We start from the raw sequence: 21,396 nt of genomic DNA, 5'->3' as shown, positions 1-21,396 counted from the left end.
GTCGGGATTGTGGGTCGCACAACAGCAACGATCCACTCGCCTTCGACCTGCAAGGCGGTCGCTTGGACAAGGTCGTCCTCGATGGTGATGAAGCCGGGCGAGAAATCTATTGATCCGAAGCAGCCAACTGCGCCGTTTGGCGTCCGCCGTTCAACTCTCTCAACTGGTTCACGTATTCCTCAGGCTTCAACAAATGGAATGGAGCTTTCAGACCCATGAAGTTGGCGATGCGACCAATAAAGGCCGTGCAATTGGTCGTCTCCGCATTCCAAACAGGCGAGGTCGCCTGGAGGTGCTTGATATACGCAAAAACCTTCTTCGCGTCGGCCTCACTCAGGTAAACGCGATAGCTGGCCGTCAAATACTGCTCGTCGAGGTCACCGTAACTTGCTCCGGTTTCGGAGGGCACCCAAGTCAGATGTCCCAGCACATAAGGCAGGACATCGCCTGCCGGATGCAGCCCCGCGACCTCGACCTGCTTTTCGCTTGTCTTGCCGTACCAGACAAACGCATGCCCATAGGAAGCCGCCGTGCGGGCACGAAAGTCGACGTAGTATGGCCCTTTGACTGAAGCCCTTCGAGCCGGCTTCGCGGCTGCTTCGGAGGCGGGACCGTTCGGACCAGCGACGGCCGCTGCCACAACCGCTCTCGTCGACGGCTTGCGCGGCTTGTCCTGCGGCAGCGGCGCTTGATCCGATTGCGCCGCCAATTGCTGCGCATGACCGATGCCGGCTTCCAAAGTCATGGAAGCCACAATGACACCAATTCCGGCAAGCAACCGCAAGCCGTTCCGTTTCCGGTTGGATTCTGGCACGTTCAAGCCCTCACAAGGGTAGTCAATCCCAAGCAGCGCCTTGCTGCCCGAGCTATCCCTTCGTCACGATCGGAGCAGGAGCTTTTCCGACCGGGTACTTGCCGACGGGGGACTTGCCAACCGGATACTTGCCGATCGGTGCCTTGCCAATCGGAGCCGTTTCCGCAACCGGCTGCGGGTGGGGGAGGTCTGCCGCGCTGACAGCAGCCATGAAACCGAATGTCGCAACTCCAGCAACCAGGAACTTCAGCATCGTGATCTCCAAGATGGGTAGCGTCAATATGAACAGATTACCCTCTAACGGCGATGGCGTAATTAACGCTCTCGCAAAGCTGGTGCTCGCGCGGTCGTTTCCTTGCCGAGTGTGGCAAAAACGGCACGGGGCTGTCGCTTTGCGTGTGTATCCGGACGTGAGTTCGGCGAGAGCAGCCTGCAAGCCGGTTCAGAAAAGCCGCGGCAAAAGGCGTCCGGTCCGGGCCATATACTGGCGATACTCGTCGCCGAAGGTGTCCACCATCATCTGCTCTTCTTTGGCAATCCGCCCGAAAAACAAGGTTCCAAATCCGATCAGGCCAGCGAAACCAGCCACCCAGTTGGGGAGCAGCAATGCCTGAGCAACAGCCCAGAGCCAGAACGCGGTATACATCGGATGGCGAATTCTCCGATAAATACCGTCTGTGATCAGGCGATGATTCTCCCGCACGTCGAGGCTTACGGACCAATTCCGACCAAGGGCTCGGTGAGTCAGCCGGAACATGACCAGCGCCGCAACCGCGACCAAAACACCCAGCCAGGCTTGAGCCGGCCGGAAGGCGTATGATGCGAAATGAGGCATGGCCGTCGCGGTGTAGATGAGTGGCACAATGCCAAGACCCGTGAGCGATATCAGCAGCAGGGTGTTTTCGCGCCAGCCTCGGGCGCTCCTCGTGACCTTTTCACGGCGAGCTCGACGCGCGTGTCTGTAGCGGATGAGATACCAACCGACCGCCATCATCACGAACACGAACTTGGCAATATCGGGCGTCATCGTGGACCACGCGCTTGTGTCGCTGGCGCCGCATCTTCGCCGATCATCGAAAGGGTGCCATCCTTGGCGAGCGTCCAGGATCTGACAGAAACAGGTCCACAGACCGGCATCAACCAATCATACAGCGCTTGCGGGTCGTTTCCAGCGATTAGTTGGCAGTCCGACAGGTTGGATCCCGGGCGGATGCGTTGCCGGGTTTGCACCGTTGCCGGATAGCACGACGCCGGCACGGAAAGGCTTTTTCTATCTCGCGCGCGGCGAAGCCACGGTGGCCCTCCGGTCTATCTCCAACACGCGCGGGAGCAACTGCGACGCTATGAAGGCATGCCCCGCATCCGTGAGGTGAATGAGGTCGAAAGCGTAGTACTGCGCAGGAATGTCTTCGTCATACAAAATGACTTTGATGGCGCGATCACGGAGCCGCCGCTCCATCGCCGCGATGTTGGCCGCCCGCTGCTCCTTCGTGACGAGGAAGCGCCTGTCGTTGCCTCCAGGCTGCAAGATGACGATGTCGGTCCCCTTTGGCACATCGCTGTCAATGCGCTTGAGCATCCCGGCGGTGGTGTCAAAGGGCACTCCGGCATTGGCGACGGTCGCGTTGACGCCCTTTTCTCTCAGCAAGGCCTCCAGCTTGGCCGGGTAGGCGCCTTGCTTCCCGACGTACCAGCCCTGGGTGTTGCTTGCGCCGACTGCCACGATGTGAATCGGCTTGGAGAAGGCTGCGCACACGGTCGCCGCGCAACACAGGGCGATCGCGATTGAGAGTTTTCTGAATGGCGTCACTGAGTCCCTCTCCGGCTTGAAGTGCTCAAGAAAACAACACCGACACCGGGCTCCTTCAAGGACCTAATCTAAGCCTCACACCTTGCGTCAACACCAACTTCAAATGGTCTTTCGGGTGGTATGCTAGGAAGTGGTCGAAGCCCGGGCTGCAGGTGAAACCAGGTTCGAAGGCCCCTGATTTCTTCGTGGGTGCGCGACAGCCGATCCGATTGAGCGGACCTTTCGTAGCACCATGTTATGCAACGCTGGGTCCTTATCGATGTTAAAGTGAGTGATGTTTACGTCACGAACATAAAAATTTGTCAGCTCCCCCCGGAAACCGGGTCCGCGACCGATTCGAACGCTTTCACTCTTGTACAGATTCAGAACGCGCCCGACATTGGCCGATGCCATATGCGACGATGTTCCGTCAAATGGAACAACCAGCGCAACGGGCACGCCCATTTGACCAAGGTACTCTGCCATCGACATCACGGCATCTGCACCAAGAGAGTGCCCCACCAGGATGATAGGCCCGCGCTGGCCTGCCCTATATCTCTCGATGATGTCGTCGGCGACGCTTCGCCATTGGGTATGATTTGCAACAACTGCGGCAACGCCAGCCGCTTGCAGCTGGGCGGCAAGGCTGTCCATGCCCAACGAAAAGACGTTCAGTAGTCCGCGGAACAAGTAAACGTGCGCCGTAGAAGACGGCATGCGAGCGGGCGAACTGATCGATCTCAGCGCAACCCTCGTTCCGGGCTTCGCCTGAGCCCCGTTGTTCAAAAACAAGCTGCTTGCAAAAACAATCATCAAGCCGGCGCAAATCAGCGCTGCGCTGTGCCGCACTCTCTCCATCTTCAGAATCCTCACCCTCAGGTCTAGTCGCATTAAATCAGACTCGGGAATCGTGGCAATTCATGAACGGCTTGAAAAGCGCGTTGAGGCGCACAATTGCCTCACTGTCGCGTATCTGCCACACGAAGAGCGATCGACGTGCCGCGACCATCAGGGCCCTCCACGTCAATGCCGCCAAAGGACGCCGCACTTTTTTGCTCAAGGCCAAACTCAACGAGTGCCACCCCGCGGACGAAGTGGTAATTTTACAGGTCAAAGTCCGCATCATCCACGTCAGGTTCACCAAGGACCGGCGGGCAACGAGGAGGCGCTAATCATCCGCAAAATTCCGTTTTTCAGAACAGATGCCGATCAATTTCTTTCCAGAAATCGAGTTGCCTAGATGATCCAGCGGCGGCACGTCTTCCATATCGGTGGTTACGATCCAATCACCCCCGAAGAGCAGGTCGAACGCTTGCGGCGGTCGCTCTCGAGCTTCCAAAAGATTTGGGGCGCTTCCTCACGGCTGTCGGAATTATCGAGCACTTCTGCAATTAGTGCTTCATGCAGCCTGGAAGCGTGGGGGCCGAACTGGAAAACTCACTCCACCTTCGAAATGCTCCGCTGGGATGATCTCATCCGGTGCGACGCGAAAGTCGGCTTCGTGTCTCGCCTCGTTCAATCGTTGAAAGCGCTGTTCGATTTCATCGTAACGGGAACGATATTCAGATACGCGATCGCAAGCTGGAAGTACGCTCTCTTTTTCATGTTTCCATATTGCTGTTTGCTGCTGATCGCATTTTGCAGCGTTGGGCTGTCATATCTGTTGATCAGGCTCATACACGCGACATTTTGGATAGAATTGCTGGTTGGATTTTTTTTGTCGCTTGCCATCTTCGTCGGCGCGATGCTCTGGATTGGACCAAGGCGCAGGATAAATCACATTCTCGATGATGCCATTTTCTCCCACCAATTTCTTTACGGGCGGAAGAGCGAACTTGATAAGCGGCTCGGCGCTTTTGCGGACCTGATAGCAAGAACGGTTCGGGCCGCAGAAGTTGATGAAGTTCTGATTATTGGCCATTCCCTTGGTGCGGCGCTCACAATTGCGGCGGTCGCGCGCGCGCTGAAATCGGATCCTCCGCTCGAAGCGTGCGGACCCAAGCTATGCATTCTCACGGTCGGCGCCACTATACCTAAATTCTCGCTACATCCGATGGGGGGGCAAATACGGGAAGCGGCGCAACTCGTGGCCGGAACGCCAGCGATAGACTGGGTCGAATACCAGGCACGAGATGACGCAATCAGCTTCTATCGCTTCGACCCCGTCACCCTGAAACGTGTCAGTCGAGACCATCCGGGTTGCCGCCCGAGGATTCGGCGCGTCCAGATACATTCGATGGTCAGTCCGATGCGCTTCAAACGTCATCGCTTCAACTTCATGCAGATCCATTATCAGTTTCTGATGGGAAACGATCAGCGCTCGGCCTACGACTATTGCATGATTACTTGCGGGCCGCTCGACTTCGACGTTTCGACTTCGCCGTGCGGAGCGGTTGGGCTGTTCGAGGCGGACGGTTCGGTGATGACGACCGAAGTTGACGATCGGCTTGACCCGTCATGTCGAGAATAGCGTAGCCGGTTGCCAGCTGCCTCTGCCGGCACTTGCCGGCACCAGGTTGTTGAGCTGAGTAGGGTGCGTAGGCGCCATGATAGACGATCGGGATCCGGGCGTTTCCGTCGCCGGTTCCGACGTCGTGTATGGTGTCCTCTGCTGCTGCCATTGCGGCACCTTCTGCAGCTTGTCGGGATTGCCGGGCACATGAACAGCGACGATCCGCATCAATAGTGATCCGCTGGCTTTCTCCTGCGCGACCCCCATATCCTGAGCGACATGGAAATCATTCGCGCGGACGCGCTCCCAAGATCGGCTGAGGACGTCGATTTTTCCTTCGAGATTGATCGTATCGTCGTAGAGCCGTTCGATGCGGTGCCGTTGCGCGTCGAGCCGCTCTCGCAAAGGCATAAAGCCTATGGGCTGGACGATGCGCTGTTTGAACGATGCGACGGCACCGACAAGGTGCTGTTCCTGGCAAGCGAAGCGGGAAATCTCGCCGGATACATCACCGCCAGCCTGGGATGGAACGGCTGCGCCATGGTCGATGATTTCGCAGTGGCCCGATCATTTCGCCGACGAGGATTGGCTAGCGCGTTGATGGATCGGATTGTCGATTGGGCGCGTGACAAAGGGCTGGGAGCGATCCGGTTGGAGACCCAATCCAACAACGTCGCAGCTTGCAGCTTCTACCAGCGCTATGGCTTTGTCCTCGGCGGCTACGATCGATTTCTCTATCGCGAACTGGGTTCGGACACGGCCGACGAGGTGGCACTCTTTTGGTATCTTGATACTCGCTCCCGTAAGCCGGGCGACAACCGCATACCGAACGAGTCGTCGAGGGATGAAGGGCTTTGCCCGCAATGACATCGGCAGCTGCGCCATCCCGCGATGAGGAGACCGTTGAAGCGGCTTCACCTCGCTGACGGGCCCGCACGCCAGCGCCTCGCGAGCGCGACTGGGAGCCGCGTTCCATCGTGACAAAAGCGGCTCTCGGCGAAACGAGCCAATCGGAGCGGCCGCACGTCATTAACCTTAATTTTTCCTTTCGATTGTCAGTAAAATTTTATCGATTATCCTCGTGACGGTTGAGCGGTGTGACGAACCGCACAATGAGAGGCGAGAGCCGAGTGGCTCGACGGCCTCTCTGAAATCGAAGGGTGGGCAGAGCGCAGTGCCAGCCACCTTTCGGGCTGTCCGGCGGCGGCCGGCGGGGCAAATCAATTTCTGAAGTGCATTTGATTGCCAGATTGCGGCGCATCGCGTGCCGCATGATGCTTCACAATTGGGATGTTCCAAATGACGTTCGCGCATCTATTGATCGCGGCCGGTGGCGGCTTTGTGCTGCTGGCCGGCTTCGTCGCATTTGCCCTTTGGCGAAACGCACTCCATTCGACAGCGCGGATTTAGCAACCGGCGAGATCTGACTCCGGCGGCCTCGCTCATGGGGGTGAGTGAAGCCTGCGGGGATGGCCGCACCGCCGCGCGGCCTGACAGCCGAGCACCGCGCCTACAACCTGCCCCAAGGCGACGCGTGCTCGGCTGTTCATTATTCAAACGACCTTCACCGTTCGAAGCATTGATCGTGAGAGCAACTTGCTTCGACGCTGAGAGCGTCGGCGAGGAAGATCATTCGGTGCGTGTCGTGGTGGCGGCCCCGTTGCGCTCTCTGCGCGTCAATGCGGCCGCGCGGGAGGTGCGATCAATTCCGTCGCATCGGGGATGTTGTGCAGCTTGTCGGGATTGCGAGTCACAAAGATCGCAACGACCCGTTCGTTCTCGATCTGCAGGGCGGTCGTTTGAACGAGGCCATCCTCGATGGTGATGAAGCCGGGCAAGCCGTTGATGGTTGCGTAGCGGATCAAGCGTGAGGGATGCACAACGAACAGGCGAGCGAGCCCCGCGAACCGCTCCATCGCCGCTTCGAGGCCGACCAGCGGTCGAACAGGTGCCGGGACCCGGCCACCGCCGTCGGCGTAGACCACGACATCTTCGGCGAGCATCGCGCGCAATGCGGCGAGGTCGCCGGTCCTGGTCGCAGTGAAGAAGGCATTGGCCAGCCGCAGGCCTTCTTCATCGCCGACCACGAATCGCGGCCTGGCATCGTGGATATGCGCGCGGGCTCGGCTGGCGAGCTTGCGGCAGGTCGCGGCCTCGCGTCCGATCGTCTCGGAGATGGCGTCGAACTCCATTCCGAAGACGTCATGCAGCAGGAAGGCTGCCCGTTCCAACGGCGACAGCCGCTCCAGCGCGATCATCAACGGCAGTATCAGATCGTCGGCGGTCTCCTCCTGCTCGGGATCGAAGAACGGCTCGGGCAGCCACGGTCCGACATAGGCAGCGCGCCGGCGCCGCGCGGATTTCAATTCGTTCAGGGATAGGCGGGTGACGATGGTGTAGAGCAGGGCCCTGGGATCGCGCATCCGGTCGCGATCGGCGGCGAGCCAACGCAGCCAGGCATCGTGCACGACGTCCTCCGCGTCGGCCACCGAGCCCAGCATCCGATAGGCCAGCCGGATCAGCCGTGGCCGCAGATCGGCGAACATCTCGGCTGCCGCGGTTTCAGCCGCCTCTTTCATGACGCCGCCCGAATGGCCGCGGCAGTCGCCTCACGGCCACGCGCGAACTGAATTGCCGTCGTCGCCACGCGCCGTCCGAGGTGGCGCGCGGTCGCGAGATCAGATTCAGGCGGCGCAGTGTCGGCACCCTCGTCGGTGTTCGACTGCGCGCCGGCGCCGAGCCAGAACCCCAGCCGGTTCGGATCGGCCGCTGATCCCGATGCGGAGTTGTTGCCCGGCGGCAGGTCGAGATTGACCCAATGCATGCCGTGCTGGGCGGCGAACAGGGCAAGCTGGATCAAGGTGGAGAGCTTATCGCCGGCGTGGGCCCCCGAATTGGTGAAGCCGGCCGCGAGCTTGTCTTTCCAGCGATAGCCCTTGGACATCACCGCACCCGAGGTTGCTTCCTGAAACGCTTTGAAGGCCGCGGACGCCGCGCCCATGTAGGTCGGCGTGCCGAAGATAAATGCTTCAGCATCCAGCAAACAATCCCGATTCTGTTCCACGTCCTCCACAGGCACCAACAGGGCCTCCGCGCCATCGACATCCCCGACGCCGGACCAGACGGCCTCCGCCTGGCGCCGGGTGTGGCCATACGCGCTATGATAGATGATCGCGATCAGGGTGCGACCGCCGCCGGTTCCGATAGGATGCATGCTGTCCTCTGCTGCTGCCATTGCAGAGGCTAAGACAAGGCAGCGCGTCGAAACGTGACATGCGCTGCGAATTTTTGCCCGGAGGATATTGCGCCAATTGACCGCCGCTCAGGCGGTCGCGGTGGCCGCCGGCTGCTTTGCATGGGGTTGTTTTCGTTATTTTGGCGGGAGCCGGCCGCCGATCTCGAACCTGCGGGTGATCCCGATCGCCTCCAGGAAGGCCTCATCGTGGCTGACGACCAGCAAGGCGCCGTCATAGGCGCGCAACCCGGCCTCGACCGCTTCCATCGAGTCAACGTCGAGATGGTTGGTCGGCTCGTCGAGGATCAGCAGCGGTGGCGGCGTTGGCCCGCCCAGGACGCAAGCGAGGCCGGCACGAAGCAGCTGGCCGCCGCTCAGGTCCGCGACGGTCTGCAGGGCCGCGTCGGCGCGAAACATGAAGCGCGCCAGCGCGGCCCGGCAGGCGTTCTCGCCGGCATCCGGGTTGATGCGGCGGAAGTTGTCCAGGATCGAGGCCTTGGCATCGAGCAGGCTGACCGACTGATCGAACATCGCAAATCGGGTCATCACCTCGACGGTGCCGCGCAACGCGGTCAGCTCTCCGCTGACGAGCTTGAGCAGCGTTGTCTTGCCGGCGCCGTTGGGGCCTGTGATCGCGACGCGTTCCGGACCCGACATGAAGAAGGTGAGGCCGCGCAGGATCGGCGCGTCCGCGCTGTGGCCGGCATCGGCGGCCTCGATGCGCAGCGCTATCCTGCCCGCCGGCAGATGCGTCGACGGCAGCTGCACCGAGAACGGTTGCAGCACCTCGATGCGCTGCCGCGCTGCGGCGGCAAGCTCGCTTGCCTGTGTTCGCCTGCGCTCGGCGAGCCGGGCCGTCTCGCCGCCGCTGTCCTCGCTGCGGTTCTTGCGCAGCCCGGCGGCGATCCGCGGCAGGTCGCCCTTGGCCCGCTTCCTCGCGCCGGCGCCGTCCTTGCGCGCCTTCCTCTCGGTGGCTTCCCTTGTCTTGCGGTCGATCTCGGCGACGCGTTTTTCGGCATCATCCAGATCGTGTCGTGCCGCCGACAGCTCGATCGCCTTGCGCGCGCGGTACTGGCTCCAATTGCCGCCATAGCGCGGGGCCTCCAGCGAGGTCAGTTCGACGATCGCATCCATGGTCCCCAGCAGCTCGCGATCGTGGCTGACGACGATGGCGCCTTGCCGCCAACCGACGAGCAGGTCGATCACCGCCTGGCGTCCTGCGCGGTCGAGATTGTTGGTGGGCTCATCGAGCAGCAGGAAATCGGGCTGCGCGAAGGTCAACGCAGCGAGGCGCGCCCTTGTGGCCTGTCCCCCTGACAGCATCGCCAGCGGGGTGTCGAGCACGTCATTCAGTCCGACGCGCGCGAGCGCGGCCGCGATGCGATCGTCGAGCGTCCAGTCGATATCCGCGAGCTCCTCTGCGCTCGCAAGGCCCTGCTCCGCACGGCGTAACGCTGCCAATGCGCGGCGGGCGCCGAACAGGTCGATGACGGATTCGTCCGGCCTCACCTGCACCGTCTGATGCAGCATCCCGACGCGTCCCTGAACCGCGACGGCACCGGATTGCGGCGCCTGCCGGCCTGCGATCAGGCCGAGCAGCGTTGTCTTGCCGATGCCGTTGCGGCCGACAAGGCCGGTCCGTTCAGGGCCGAAACTGAGATCGATGTTGGAAAGGAGAACCCGGCCGTCAGGCGCGGACAGGGTCAGATTCGAGAGCGTGATCGATGCTGGCATGGCGATGGATATCCCGGTGGGCAAGGCTGATGGGCGTTGCTGTCCGGATGAAATCCATGGCCGTCGGCATCCTCTCGAGTTGATGATTGATCAGCTTTAGTCGCGTATTGCGCCGGCATCAAGGCGTGAAGCAAAACGTCAGGCGGCTTCGGCGAAGGTCCAGCGGTCGGGATCGGGGGTGTGGCCGATCAAGGCGAGACCATAAGCGATCGATTCGAACTGGTCCGCCGAGGTCAATCGCGCCTCGCCGAAGCGTTCCGCGAACAGCCGCTGCACCGCCGGCACGAACGAGGTGCCGCCGGTCAGGAACACCTTCTCGACGTCGCGCGCGGTGATGCCGGATTTCGCGAGCGCCTCGTCCACCGTCGCGCCCAGCCGTTCGATGTCGTCGGCGATCCAGGATTCGAATTCGTCGCGCGTCACGGTGGCGCCGATATCGATGCCTTCGCGGGCGAAGCGGAACTCGACGCGGTCGCGGCTCGACAGCGCGACCTTGGTGTCGGAGACGGCGCGGTACAGCGCGAAGCCGAGATCGTGGTCGACGATGGTGATGAAATCGTGCAGCGGCGCCGGATCGAGTGCGGTGCGCGCCAGCTGCTGCAATTCGCGCAGATCGCCGTTGCCCCGCATCATCGCGAGCTGGTGCCAGCGCGCGAGGCTCGAATAATAGTGATTGGGGATTGGCAGCACCTTGTCGAACGAGCGGTAGTTGGTGCCCTTGCCGAGCCGCGGCGACACGATGTGGTCGACGATGCGGTAGTCGAACGTGTCGCCGGCGATGCCGATGCCGGAATGGCCCAGCGGCTCGGCGCGCAGCACGCCGCCCTGGCGCGAGAAGCGCATCACGGAGAAGTCGCTGGTGCCGCCGCCGAAATCGGCGACCAGCACGGTCGCATCGTGATCGAGGCTGCGCGCGAAGGAGAACGCCGCGCCGACCGGCTCGTAGACATAGCGCGCATGGCCGGCGCCGAGCCGCTCGAACGCGGCCCGGTAGCGCTGCATCGCGAGCTCGTCATTGGGATTGCCGCCGGCAAATTTCACCGGGCGGCCGACCATGATGGTCGGGGCGCCCAAATCGAACCCTTCGCCGGCATGGCGCGTCAGCGTGCGCAGGAACGCGGCGAGCAAATCCTCGAACTTGTAGCGCTGCCGGAATATCTGCGTGGTGTTGAAGGCCGAGCTTGCCGCGAAGGTCTTGAACGACTGGATGAAGCGATGGATCGTGCGTCCCTCGAGGAATTGCTCGATCGCCCACGGCCCGCCCTCGGCGCGCGGATGCAGGCCGGCGCCGGGCCGTTCCTCCCAGAAGCACAGCGCGGAGACATAGACGCTATGCGTGCGGCCGCCATGCTCGAAGCGAACAGCCTCGACACGGCCGTCGGCATCGGACAGCGCGACCACGGTGTTGCTGGTGCCGAAATCGACGCCAATCGAGACGGCGGGCGGAGCGCTCGACATGTCATGCTCGGGATTTGGTGTGAAAGGGGGCGGACCTTTAGCGGCTTTGGCCGGGCTTGCCAACCCTTGCCGAGCGCGCAAAATTCACGATCCGGCGAATGACAATGACTTCACGCGCGACCTCAGAAATTCGCCACGGTCTTCAGACCGAACACCAGCGCGTTCGGGTTCCTGCTGGTGCCGCCGGGATCGACGACATACTGGATGTTCGGCCGCACCTGCAGGCCGGCCAGCGGCCGGTAGGTGTAGTAGAGTTCCATGACGTATTCATTGCCCTGGACCGCGACCGGACCGAGGCCGGCCAGATTCTGCAGTTCCTCCGACCAAGCGATGCGGCCGTTGACATGGGTGGTGCCGACTGCAAATCCGATGTCGTCCTCGGGGCGGGATTGCAGAGGTCCGGTGTAGGTCAGACCACCCGCGATCTGATAATCGGTGGTCGCGGTGCGGCGATCGGCCATGGTCGCGTTGAAGAACAGGCTCAGCGCACCCGCGGAACTGACCTGCGACGAGCGGATCACCTGCTGAACGAAGCTGACATAGCCGCCGTAGCGTCCGCGGCTCTGCAGCAGGGGCTGGCCGCTGAGCATGGCCGGACTACCATTGATATCGGTGACCACATCGGGGGCGGTCGACGTGTCGTACCAGCCGCCGAATTTGTAGCTGCCCGGCAGATTGCCGAACTTCGGCAGCCAGGCGATCTCGGCCGGGATCAGCAGGCCGGTCGACCCCGAATAGAACACCGGAAGCGCCGATTGCGACACATTCAGATAATTCGGATTGGCGTCATAGACGCCGAACTGAAAATAGCCGAAGCCCGGTAGGTTGAACTTCAGTCGCGTTGCCCATTGGCTGACCGGCCAATTGTAGATGTAGTTGCCGACCAGGTTGCCGGGCTGCGCGCCGCAGAAGGTCAGGTTCTGGAAATCGCAGGCGAAAGATGCGAAGTCCTCGCCGAAGGTGATCCGTCCAATCTTCCAGTCGATGAGGTCACCGATGAACTTCTGGTCGTACCAGAACTGCGTCAGCCGCAGCGTCTGGCCGCGTCCGAACAATTCCTGCACCTGCTGTAGCGTGCCGAGCCGCGCGTCGTCGCTCAGATTGCTGCCGTTGCGGTCGGTCCAAGTGACCTGGATCGTGCCGTCGGGCACGACACCGAGCTTTGCCAGATCAAACGTGGTGCCGAAGGTCCATTGATCGGTGTAGGCCGCATCACGCCGCTGACCGCCGGTTGCGTTGCCGGCGACCTCGCTGGTGTAGCCGAACTGGAAGTCGATGCCCGCATTCGACAGGCGGGTGCGCGCGCCGTTCCAGTCGCCGAGCAGCCAGGGAACAGGTGCGGGCGCGGCCGCTGCGCCGGGCGTGGTCAGATCGGCCGCATGCGCGACGTCGCCGCCTGCACAGGCCGACATCGCCGCGATGCCCAGCCAAAGATAGATCGCCGTCGGATGTCTCGCTCGGCTGCGGGACGACGCGCGCATGACGACGCTCCCCGGTTCAATCCTTCAATGCGTAGGCGATGACGTAGTCGCCGCGTTTGGTGCCGAACGAGCCGTGGCCGCCGGCCGCGGTGACGACGTACTGCTTGCCGTCCGCTTCGTAGCTCATCGGCGTCGATTGCGCGCCGGCGGGCAGGCGGTCTTCCCACAGCACCTTGCCGTCGCGCACGTCGTAGGCGCGGATCGTGTACTCGTAGGTCCCGGTGTAGAACGCGACGCCGCCGGCGGTCGTGATCGGGCCGCCCAGCATCGGAACGCCCATCTTGAACGGAAGCGGCAGCGGCGTGGTGTCCCGGATCGTGCCGTTGGGATGCTGCCAGACGATCTTCATCGTCCGGAGATCGATCGCCGCCATCGAGCCCCATGGCGGCCGGTAACACGGCACGGACAGCGGCGAGAGGAAGCTCGAGATGTCCACCCCGAACGGGGTGCCGTACATCGGCTGCGTCCCGACTTCGCTGCCGACCGGCTTCTCGGCGGTCGGCGCCGGCGGATTCTGCGGGCCGCGCGGGATCAGCCTCGACCTGAACGGCAGCGACATCGGATTGGCGATCGCGATCTGCCTGACGGGATCAACCGCGATGCCGCCCCATTCGAACATGCCGAGATTGCCGGGGAAGACTAGCGTGCCTTGCAACGACGGCGGTGTGAAGGTGCCCTCGTAACGAAGCTGGTGGAACATGATCCGGCACAGCAACTGATCGAAGATCGTGCCGCCCCACATGTCGGCGCCGGTCAGCTTCGCCTCCGGCCGGAACGTCAGTTCGGAAAACGGCTGCGTCGGCGCGCTGCGGTCGCCGGGCGCGGGCCCCTGCGGCACCGGACGCTCCGGCGCCGGCACGATCAATTCGCCGGTCCTGCGGTCGAGCACGAAGATATTGCCCACCTTGGTCGGCTGGATGATCGCGGGAACGACGCCCTTGGCCGTGGTGACGTCGACCAGGCTCGGTTGTGAGGGAACATCCATGTCCCAGAGGTCATGATGCACGGTCTGGTACGACCAGGCGCGCTTGCCGGTATTGACATCGAGCGCGACGATCGAGCTCGAATAGCGCTCGACCAAAGCATCGCGATTGCCGCCCCAAATGTCTGGCCCGTTGTTGCCGGTCGGGATGTAGACCAGATTTAGTTTCGGATCGAACGAGGCGGTGATCCAGGAGTTCGGCGAACCGTTGGTGTAATGCCGCGTCGGGGATGGCAATGCATTCTCGTCAGCCGCGCCGGAATCCCAGGCCCAGACCAGTTTGCCGGTATAGACATCGAAGCCGCGGATCACGCCGGACGGCACTTCGACCGCATAATTGTCGATCACCGCGGCAGCGACGACCATGATCCTGTCGCTGACGACCGGCGGTGACGTCGGCTCGAAGAAGCCCGCGGTCTTGATCCCCATGCCCTGCTGGAGGTCGAGGATGCCGTGATCGGCAAAGCCGTCGCACAGCTTGCCGCTGTCGGCATCGAGCGCGATCATGCGGCCGTCATTGACCGGTAGGAAGATCCGCCGCGGGCACTCGGCTGGCGCCGGGCTGCCGCCGGAGTCGACGGCACCCTGCGCGGTCTCGTGATAGGAGACGCCGCGGCAAGTCATGTGCTGGAACGTCTTGTTGTGCACGAGCTTGGGGTCGTAGCGCCAGCGCTCGGTGCCGGTCCTGGCGTCGAGCGCGAACAGCACCTGATGCTGCGAGCAGAGATAGAGCGTGTCGCGCACCTTGATCGGGGTGACCTCGAAGGTGGTTTCGCCGGAATCCTCAGGCGTCGCCACGTCGCCGGTGCGGAAGATCCAGGCGACCTTGAGCTTGCCAACATTGTCGGGTGTGATTTGCTTGAGCGGCGAATAGCGTTGTCCGAACTGCGTGCGGCCATAGGCGCGCCAGTCGCCGTCCGGCTGCGGGTCGGCTTCGCTTTGCGGCACGGCAGGCCCGGATGCGGCAATCGTGCCGTTGATGTCGTGATAGCTCGAAAGCAGCGCGGCCACGAGGACGGCAGCTGATGCCACGACGCCGATCCAGAGCGGCGCTGTCGCGCGCGCGTAGGACATAGGCTCGCCTCGAATCAGGGCGCGAACGATCACCGGCGTCAGCAGCCAGAGTGCCATCGGGAAGATGATGTCGCCGCGCGCCGCGAGCGGCCACCAGTCGAGACGCACCTCGTGCACAGCCCACGCCAGCGTGCCGACCAGCACGATCGCAAACAGCCATAGCGCGGAGCGCCGCTGCATCAGCAGCAACGCCGCCGTGGCGAGGACGCCGACGCCGAGGACGATGTAGAAGATGGAGCCGCCCAGGGCGGCGAGCCAGATTCCGCCCGCCGCGAGGACCAGGCCGATCAAGGCGTAGACGATGGCTGTGATAAGGACTGCCCTGGATCGCTGCATGGCCACTCCGGTGCGCAAGAGGGACCGGGCTTGTCGTGCAAGCGCAAAAGACCGTGTCCGCCTGCAAGGACTGTGGTTCAGCCAATCGCAACTTGCAACCTGGAACTGCGGCGTGGATGCTGCCGCCGGCGCTGACGCAAAGGTGAGGGGGCTTCAGCGAATTTTGTATCGACGCGCCCTTCCGGTCCCGCGCAGGCGCTGCTCTATACCGTCGGCAGATTTCATCGCCGAAAGCTGGCTCGCAGGAGACGCACAATGACACTGAACCCTACAGCCAAGAATTATCGCGTCGCGGTCGCCGCCTACGAGGCAGGCCGGCCGAGCTACCCCGCGGAGATCGTCGCCGCACTGCCGCTTCAGGCCGCGCGCTGTGTCGTTGATCTCGGCGCCGGAACCGGCAAGTTCACCCGCCTGCTGCTGCAGCATCTGCCCGCGACCACGCGTCTGGTTGCGGTCGAACCGGTCGCCGAAATGTCGGCCAAGCTGGCGCAGGAAGCAAGGGTGGAGGTCATCAACACCCGCGCCGATGCGATCGGTCTTGCAACCGGCAGCGTCGATCTCGTGACCTGCGCCCAGTCGTTCCACTGGTTCGACAACGAGGCGTCGGTCGCCGAGATCGCACGGCTGCTGCATCCCGGCGGCACGCTGGCGCTGGTCTGGAACAACAGGGATGATCGTGCGCCATGGGTGCACGCATTGTCCGCCATGATTGAAGGCTACGCCGGCGACACGCCCCGGCAACGCTCGGGACGCTGGCGCTGGATCCTGAACGATGCCCGCTTCGTGCTCGAGAAGGAAATCGTGCAGGACCATCCGCACCGGATGGCGCGCCAGGACGTCTTCGAGCGCGTCACATCGACCAGCTATGTCGCCAATCTTCCTGATACGGAGAAGGCGGCCCTTCGCAAGAAGACCGATGACATCCTGCGTGAGGCCGGTCTCGGTGACGCCGACGAGGTGGTGTTTCCCTATATCACGCAGCTCTTTCTGCTGAAACGGGTCTAGGTCACGCTATGGCACGGCACGTCCTTGCTCGACGACCTGCTTCAGGCGTGGAAGAGTCATGCGCCAATAGAACGCGACGTGCTTCGCGCCTTACTCGGAGCCGATTTCCCATCCGTTCCTGCGGCGGATCGGTGACGGCGGCACCTGCTGGGTTACGGTCAGCACCGTCTCGCCGCCGTCGGTCGTGAGCGTCATCATAACAGTCGCATAGGATTGCGGAACGTCGGGCAGGCCGGAGACCTGCGACCAATAGGAGTATGCGAGCAGCATTGGCGGCTCGATGCGGATGACTCGGCCCTTGTCGCGATAGTGCTTCGCGCCGATCTCCGCCTCGATCTCGATCGGCGCACCGATCTGCCAGTCCGTCGTGAAATGTGCGTTGCGCCACGTCTCGCCCGCTTTGGGATCCAGGATCGCGTCCCACACATGCTTGGGCCGCGCCGCGATGCGGATCGACTCGGTGACGGACTGGAAGACCGGGATTTCGTTCGTCATCGCATGCTCACTTGTCGCCCACGATCTTCCATTTCCCGTCCGCGCCACGCCGCAGCGCCGGATCGCCGATCCGGATGTTGCTTGCCAGAAAATCGATGAAGGCGCGCACCCGTGCCGGCAGCGGACCGGCGTGGCCGACATAGACCGCGTGGATGTCCTCGCGGTCGCCCGGATTGAGGTTTTGCAGCACCGGGACCAGACGCCCGGCTTCGATGTCGGGGCCGATATGGAACAGTGCCAGCCGCGCGACGCCGATGCCGCCGAGCGTAAGCTGGCGCGCGGTCTCGCCGTCGCTGGCGCGAGCGACCGGCGGCGGCAATGCTTCCTCGATCTTTTCAGCCCGGCGGAACGGCCAGCCGCGGATGCTGCGCGGAAAGGTCCAGCCGATGCCGCGGTGGGCGGCGAGGTCGGCCGGCGTCTTCGGGATGCCGTGGCGGGCGAGATAGGACGGCGCGGCAACCACCGCCATGCGGCTGGTGCCGAGCTTGCGCGCGATCAGCCGCGAGGCGCCGAGCGGGCCGGCGCGGATCGCGACATCGGCACGCGCCTGCATCAGATCGACCAGCGTGTCGGTCAGCACGACGTCGAGCGTGATGTCGGGATGCTCGCGCATGAAGCGCGGCAGCAGCGGCATCACATGCAGCATGCCGAACGGGATGTTGCTGTTGACGGTGAGATGGCCGCGCGGCACGCAGGAGGCGGCCTCGCGCTCGGCCTCGTCGATGTCGGCGAGGATGCGTTGCGCGCGCTGATAGAACGCCTGGCCTTCCTCGGTGAGCTGTAGCTTGCGCGTGGTGCGGTTGACCAGCCTTGTGCCGAGCCGCGTCTCCAGCCGCGACACCAGCTTGCTGACGCCCGACGGCGTCTGGCGCAGGCTGTTCGCGGCGGCGGTGAAACCGCCGAGGTCGACGACGCGGACGAACACGTCCATTTCGCCGGAGCGGTTGGTGTCGGTACGAGCCATCTTGAATTCACGTCACAAATGATTGGATTTCGGCCATTCTAATCCTTCCTCGCCCGGGCCGCTATCTCGCATTGCGGAATCCTTACCCTCCGGAGCGACACATGCCTCTCGCAGTCCTTGCCTTGACCGCCGGTGCCTTTGGCATCGGCACCACCGAATTCCTCATCATGGGACTGTTGCTGCAGGTCGCCGCCGACATGCATGTGTCGGTCTCCGCGGCGGGCCTCTTGATCTCCGGCTATGCGCTCGGCGTGTTCGTCGGCGCGCCGATCCTGACGCTCGCGACGCGCAAGATGCCGCGCAAGGCTGTGCTGCTGGCGCTGATGGCGATCTTCACGCTCGGCAACGCGGCTTGCGCGGTCGCGCCGAACTACGACCTCCTGATGGCCGCGCGCATCCTGACCTCGCTGGCGCACGGCACCTTCTTCGGCGTCGGCTCGGTGGTCGCGACCAGCCTGGTCCCGGAAGACAAGAGGGCGTCGGCGATCGCCACGATGTTCATCGGCCTCACGGTCGCGACCCTGCTCGGCGTGCCCTTCGGAGCCTGGTTCGGCCTGATGCTCGGTTGGCGCGCGGCCTTCTGGGCGGTGGCTGTCATCGGCGTGGTCGCCTTCATCGTGCTCGCGGTGCTGGTGCCCGGCCATGTCGGCGCCAAGGACAAGCCGGCGCCGCTGCGTGAGGAACTCGCCGTGCTCGGCCGCCCGCAGGTGCTACTCGGGCTCGCGATGACGGTGTTCGGCTTTGGCGGGCTGTTCGCGGTCTTCACCTATGTGCAGCCGATCCTGACGCGGCTCACCGGATTCTCCGACGCCGCGGTGTCGCCGATCCTGCTGGTGTTCGGCGCCGGCCTTGCGATCGGCAATGTCGCGGGCGGTCGGCTCGCCGATAAGGGGCTTGCGCGTGCACTGCTGGTGTCGCTCGGCGGGCTTGCCGCAGTCCTCGTCGCGCTGGCGGCGGTGGTCTCGATCAAGGCCTTGGCTGTGGCGCTCTTGTTCGTGCTCGGCATCGCATCGTTTGCAACTGTCGCTCCGCTGCAGCTTCGCGTGCTCGAAGCCGCGGGCGCCGAGGGCCGGACGCTGGCGTCCAGCCTGAACATCGCGGCGTTCAATCTCGGCAATGCGCTCGGCGCCTGGGCCGGCGGCGTCACCATCGATCGCGGTCTTGGTCTCGGCGCACTGCCGTTGGTTGCGGCCGTTATCACCGCGATCGGGCTGCTGCTCGCGCTGTGGAGCCTGCGGCTTGATCGGCCCGCTGTGCTGGCCGCGCAGTGTCCGGCGGAATGATTGGCATCACAAGGAGTACGACCATGGAATATCGCAATCTCGGCACGTCGGGTTTGAGAGTCCCCGTGCTCAGCTTCGGCACCGGCACCTTCGGCGGCCAGGGACCGTTGTTTTCCGCCTGGGGCCGCAGCGACGCCAGCGAGGCGCGGCGGCTGATCGACATCTGCCTCGAGGCCGGCGTCAATCTGTTCGACACCGCCGACGTCTATTCGAACGGCGCATCGGAGGAGATCCTCGGCGCCGCGATCAAGGGCCGCCGCGACAAGGTGCTGATCTCGACCAAGACCGGCCTGCCGATGGGCGACGGCCCGCTCGATGCGGGCACGTCGCGTTATCGCCTCGTCGCCGCGGTCGACGCCGCGTTGCGCCGGCTCGGCACCGATTACATCGACCTGTTGCAGCTTCACGCCTTCGACGCCTTCACGCCGATCGATGAAGTGCTGTCGACCCTCGACACGCTCGTGCGGGCCGGCAAGCTGCGCTATGTCGGCGCCTCGAACTTCTCCGGCTGGCATCTGATGAAGTCGCTTGGGATCGCAGAGCGGCACGGCTGGCCGCGCTATGTGGCGCACCAGGTCTACTATTCGCTGGTCGGCCGCGACTATGAATCCGAGCTGATGCCGCTCGCGCTCGATCAGGGCGTCGGTGCGCTGGTCTGGAGCCCGCTCGGCTGGGGCCGCCTCACCGGCAAGATCAGGCGCGGCCAGCCGCTGCCGAACAACAGCCGCCTGCATGAGACCGCGAAGTTCGGGCCGGCGGTCGACGACGAGAAGCTTTACGCGATCGTCGATGCGCTGGACGCCGTGGCCGCGGAGACCGGCCGCACCGTGCCCCAGATCGCGATCGCCTGGCTGCTCACCCGCCCGAGCGTGTCATCCGTGATCATCGGCGCGCGCGACGAGGCGCAGCTGCGCGACAATCTCGGTGCGGTCGGCTGGTCGCTCTCGCCGGACCAGATCGCGCGTCTCGACAAGGCAAGCGCCGTGATGCCGGCCTATCCCTACTACCCTTACCGGATCCAGGAGGGCTTTGCCCGGATCAATCCGCCGCCGGTGTAGGCGTAGGCCGATCGCTGGCTAGCGTCGCGATCTCACGCCTCGAGCTTGGTCTCGCAGACCTGCCGGCGGTACTCCGCCGGCGTCACGTTCATGTGCTGCCGGAACACGCGATTGAGGTGGCTCTGGTCGGCGAAGCCTGCCAGCAGCGCGATCTCCTTCAGCGCCACGCGGTCCCTGCGCAGATGCTGGCAGGCATGCTCGACCTTGCGCCGCAGCACATAAGCGTGCGGGCGCATGCCGTAATGGACGCGGAACTTGCGCGCGAACTGCACCGGCGTGCAATTGCAGATGTTCGCGAGCTCCTCCAGCGTGATGTTCCGGAAGATGTTCTGCTCGACATAGTCCTCTATCAGCCGCGCGTGCGCTGGGCGAAAGCGCCCCTGCGCGCAGGGCATCTTGAACTCGATCGCGGCGTATTTGCGCAGGATGTGCACGCTGGCCTGCAGCGCCAGGGCGTCGTAGCAGAGCCGGCCGCCGGGACCGCCCGCGGCGATTTCCTGGACCATCTGGTCGTTGATCCAGGTCAGCATCGGATCCTCGACCTTGAGCAGATCGTGGAGCTCGACCGTCTCGGCGTCGCGGTCGAACGCTTCGCTGGCGGTCTTCGTCATCAGCGTCGGCGAGATGTAGAAATGGCTGACCTCGATGTCGTGCTGCCAGCGCCAGTTCGAGGGCTCGGCGCGCGTCAAGAGCGTCGTGACGCCGCGGCCGACATGATCCTGCTTCCAAGCGCCGGTGACGCGGCGGTTCATCGATGTGACGCCGTCGCGATAGATCACGACGAGGTAGTTCTCCGACGGCGGGACCCAGATGTCGGATGGCGCATAGCGGAATATCCGCAGCCGGAAATCGTTGCGGCCAACCGGCGTACTATCCAGCTTCAGCTCGCCGGGAGCGTAGCGCGGCAGTTCCTCGACCGTGATCAACTGGCCCATCGCGCGAGCCTCCTCCCTGGAATCCGCGGCGCGATTGACGGCTTCTTCTTGGCCGGACGGCTGCGCACAGGATAGGCGGCTTTCACGGTTTGCCAAGGCGACCTATGGCCGAGCGCCGCCTGCAGCCGCGTTCCAGAGATTGTCGGTTTCATCCAAGCCCCGCATGCCGCAAGGGCCATAGCCTCCGGTGCGTTCCGGCAGCCCCACCGATGCCGCCGAGGACGAAATTGGCGCAACGCACCGTCATCCCGCGATGCAGCGGATGGGAAGGAGCGGGCGAGACACCACACAGGAGGAAACC

18 protein-coding genes and 1 pseudogene are annotated in these 21,396 nt (G+C 63.6%); 5 read left to right on the top strand and 14 right to left on the bottom strand.

Annotated features, from left to right (window positions below; genetic code table 11):
• Positions 1–106: 106 nt before the first annotated feature.
• From JQ507_32065 to JQ507_32045, 5 genes are all read right to left on the bottom strand, one after another.
• Positions 107–814 carry a hypothetical protein gene (locus tag JQ507_32065; protein QRI69444.1) on the bottom strand — a complete coding sequence of 236 codons (708 nt, stop codon included), beginning with the start codon at positions 812–814 and terminating at the stop codon, positions 107–109.
• A gap of 52 nt (positions 815–866) precedes the next feature.
• Entirely contained in the window at positions 867–1,067 is a 201-nt protein-coding gene (locus JQ507_32060; GenBank protein ID QRI69443.1) for a hypothetical protein, read from the bottom strand.
• A gap of 189 nt (positions 1,068–1,256) precedes the next feature.
• Entirely contained in the window at positions 1,257–1,841 is a 585-nt protein-coding gene (locus JQ507_32055) for an isoprenylcysteine carboxylmethyltransferase family protein (GenBank protein QRI69442.1), read from the bottom strand.
• 243 nt (positions 1,842–2,084) lie between these two features.
• Positions 2,085–2,570 carry a hypothetical protein gene (locus JQ507_32050; protein ID QRI73604.1) on the bottom strand — a complete coding sequence of 162 codons (486 nt, stop codon included), beginning with the start codon at positions 2,568–2,570 and terminating at the stop codon, positions 2,085–2,087.
• A gap of 177 nt (positions 2,571–2,747) precedes the next feature.
• Positions 2,748–3,461: a hypothetical protein gene (locus JQ507_32045; GenBank protein ID QRI69441.1), complete on the bottom strand. Its 714-nt coding sequence runs from the start codon at positions 3,459–3,461 to the stop codon at positions 2,748–2,750.
• A gap of 382 nt (positions 3,462–3,843) precedes the next feature.
• Between JQ507_32045 and JQ507_32040 the strand changes: the two genes are divergently transcribed.
• Both JQ507_32040 and JQ507_32035 read left to right on the top strand, forming a co-directional pair.
• Complete coding sequence (locus tag JQ507_32040) at positions 3,844–5,073, top strand: alpha/beta hydrolase (protein ID QRI69440.1); 1,230 nt, start codon at positions 3,844–3,846, stop codon at positions 5,071–5,073.
• Positions 5,074–5,334: 261 nt separating this feature from the next.
• On the top strand, positions 5,335–5,922 hold the full coding sequence (locus tag JQ507_32035) for a GNAT family N-acetyltransferase (protein ID QRI69439.1): 588 nt from the start codon (positions 5,335–5,337) through the stop codon (positions 5,920–5,922).
• Positions 5,923–6,731: 809 nt separating this feature from the next.
• Here the strand turns inward: JQ507_32035 and JQ507_32030 are convergent.
• The 6 genes from JQ507_32030 to JQ507_32005 all read right to left on the bottom strand — a co-directional run bounded on the left by JQ507_32030 (position 6,732) and on the right by JQ507_32005 (position 15,355).
• A complete protein-coding gene (locus JQ507_32030; protein QRI69438.1) occupies positions 6,732–7,634 on the bottom strand; it encodes a sigma-70 family RNA polymerase sigma factor in 903 nt (300 codons plus the stop codon).
• Positions 7,631–8,269 carry a flavodoxin family protein gene (locus tag JQ507_32025; GenBank protein QRI69437.1) on the bottom strand — a complete coding sequence of 213 codons (639 nt, stop codon included), beginning with the start codon at positions 8,267–8,269 and terminating at the stop codon, positions 7,631–7,633. The genes JQ507_32030 and JQ507_32025 overlap by 4 nt, the downstream gene beginning before the upstream one ends.
• A 156-nt stretch (positions 8,270–8,425) precedes the next feature.
• Complete coding sequence (locus JQ507_32020; protein ID QRI69436.1) at positions 8,426–10,024, bottom strand: ABC-F family ATP-binding cassette domain-containing protein; 1,599 nt, start codon at positions 10,022–10,024, stop codon at positions 8,426–8,428.
• A gap of 138 nt (positions 10,025–10,162) precedes the next feature.
• On the bottom strand, positions 10,163–11,482 hold the full coding sequence (locus JQ507_32015) for an Hsp70 family protein (GenBank protein ID QRI69435.1): 1,320 nt from the start codon (positions 11,480–11,482) through the stop codon (positions 10,163–10,165).
• Positions 11,483–11,604: 122 nt separating this feature from the next.
• On the bottom strand, positions 11,605–12,963 hold the full coding sequence (locus JQ507_32010; protein ID QRI69434.1) for a carbohydrate porin: 1,359 nt from the start codon (positions 12,961–12,963) through the stop codon (positions 11,605–11,607).
• Positions 12,964–12,979: 16 nt separating this feature from the next.
• Positions 12,980–15,355 (bottom strand): glucose/quinate/shikimate family membrane-bound PQQ-dependent dehydrogenase, encoded by a 2,376-nt coding sequence (locus JQ507_32005; protein QRI69433.1) that lies wholly within the window; start codon positions 15,353–15,355, stop codon positions 12,980–12,982.
• A 255-nt stretch (positions 15,356–15,610) separates the two neighbouring features.
• Between JQ507_32005 and JQ507_32000 the strand changes: the two genes are divergently transcribed.
• Positions 15,611–16,360, top strand: a complete 750-nt coding sequence (locus tag JQ507_32000) for a methyltransferase domain-containing protein (GenBank protein QRI69432.1) — start codon at positions 15,611–15,613, stop codon at positions 16,358–16,360.
• Positions 16,361–16,366: 6 nt separating this feature from the next.
• Here JQ507_32000 and JQ507_31995 read toward each other — a convergent pair.
• Positions 16,367–16,855, bottom strand: a pseudogene (locus JQ507_31995) (SRPBCC domain-containing protein).
• A gap of 7 nt (positions 16,856–16,862) precedes the next feature.
• A complete protein-coding gene (locus JQ507_31990) occupies positions 16,863–17,819 on the bottom strand; it encodes a LysR family transcriptional regulator (GenBank protein ID QRI69431.1) in 957 nt (318 codons plus the stop codon).
• A 101-nt stretch (positions 17,820–17,920) separates the two neighbouring features.
• Here JQ507_31990 and JQ507_31985 point away from each other — a divergent pair, with 101 nt between their 5' ends.
• Both JQ507_31985 and JQ507_31980 read left to right on the top strand, forming a co-directional pair.
• Positions 17,921–19,102, top strand: coding sequence for an MFS transporter (locus tag JQ507_31985; GenBank protein ID QRI69430.1), 1,182 nt, complete (start codon positions 17,921–17,923; stop codon positions 19,100–19,102).
• A 23-nt stretch (positions 19,103–19,125) separates the two neighbouring features.
• Positions 19,126–20,160, top strand: coding sequence for an aldo/keto reductase (locus JQ507_31980; GenBank protein QRI69429.1), 1,035 nt, complete (start codon positions 19,126–19,128; stop codon positions 20,158–20,160).
• 32 nt (positions 20,161–20,192) lie between these two features.
• On the opposite strand, the gene JQ507_31975 is transcribed toward JQ507_31980, so the two are convergent.
• Positions 20,193–21,095, bottom strand: a complete 903-nt coding sequence (locus JQ507_31975; protein QRI69428.1) for a helix-turn-helix transcriptional regulator — start codon at positions 21,093–21,095, stop codon at positions 20,193–20,195.
• Positions 21,096–21,396: the final 301 nt, after the last annotated feature.

The organism is Bradyrhizobium sp. PSBB068 (genome assembly GCA_016839165.1).
Taxonomy (GTDB): Bacteria; Pseudomonadota; Alphaproteobacteria; order Rhizobiales; family Xanthobacteraceae; genus Bradyrhizobium.
Note: the sequence above shows the minus strand (reverse complement) of the source record. Positions and strands in the feature narration are given on the sequence as shown.

What these genes read in the sequence shown, in the direction of transcription:
- JQ507_32015 (QRI69435.1), bottom strand. Translation starts at nt 11,482, where the DNA reads ATGTCGAGCGCTCCGCCCGCCGTCTCGATTGGCGTCGATTTCGGCACC.
- JQ507_32005 (QRI69433.1), bottom strand. Translation starts at nt 15,355, where the DNA reads ATGCAGCGATCCAGGGCAGTCCTTATCACAGCCATCGTCTACGCCTTG.
- JQ507_31975 (QRI69428.1), bottom strand. Translation starts at nt 21,095, where the DNA reads ATGGGCCAGTTGATCACGGTCGAGGAACTGCCGCGCTACGCTCCCGGC.
- JQ507_32010 (QRI69434.1), bottom strand. Translation starts at nt 12,963, where the DNA reads ATGCGCGCGTCGTCCCGCAGCCGAGCGAGACATCCGACGGCGATCTAT.
- JQ507_32045 (QRI69441.1), bottom strand. Translation starts at nt 3,461, where the DNA reads ATGGAGAGAGTGCGGCACAGCGCAGCGCTGATTTGCGCCGGCTTGATG.
- JQ507_31980 (QRI69429.1), top strand. Translation starts at nt 19,126, where the DNA reads ATGGAATATCGCAATCTCGGCACGTCGGGTTTGAGAGTCCCCGTGCTC.
- JQ507_31990 (QRI69431.1), bottom strand. Translation starts at nt 17,819, where the DNA reads ATGGCTCGTACCGACACCAACCGCTCCGGCGAAATGGACGTGTTCGTC.
- JQ507_32055 (QRI69442.1), bottom strand. Translation starts at nt 1,841, where the DNA reads ATGACGCCCGATATTGCCAAGTTCGTGTTCGTGATGATGGCGGTCGGT.
- JQ507_32060 (QRI69443.1), bottom strand. Translation starts at nt 1,067, where the DNA reads ATGCTGAAGTTCCTGGTTGCTGGAGTTGCGACATTCGGTTTCATGGCT.
- JQ507_32040 (QRI69440.1), top strand. Translation starts at nt 3,844, where the DNA reads ATGATCCAGCGGCGGCACGTCTTCCATATCGGTGGTTACGATCCAATC.
- JQ507_31985 (QRI69430.1), top strand. Translation starts at nt 17,921, where the DNA reads ATGCCTCTCGCAGTCCTTGCCTTGACCGCCGGTGCCTTTGGCATCGGC.
- JQ507_32000 (QRI69432.1), top strand. Translation starts at nt 15,611, where the DNA reads ATGACACTGAACCCTACAGCCAAGAATTATCGCGTCGCGGTCGCCGCC.
- JQ507_32025 (QRI69437.1), bottom strand. Translation starts at nt 8,269, where the DNA reads ATGCATCCTATCGGAACCGGCGGCGGTCGCACCCTGATCGCGATCATC.
- JQ507_32030 (QRI69438.1), bottom strand. Translation starts at nt 7,634, where the DNA reads ATGAAAGAGGCGGCTGAAACCGCGGCAGCCGAGATGTTCGCCGATCTG.
- JQ507_32035 (QRI69439.1), top strand. Translation starts at nt 5,335, where the DNA reads ATGGAAATCATTCGCGCGGACGCGCTCCCAAGATCGGCTGAGGACGTC.
- JQ507_32020 (QRI69436.1), bottom strand. Translation starts at nt 10,024, where the DNA reads ATGCCAGCATCGATCACGCTCTCGAATCTGACCCTGTCCGCGCCTGAC.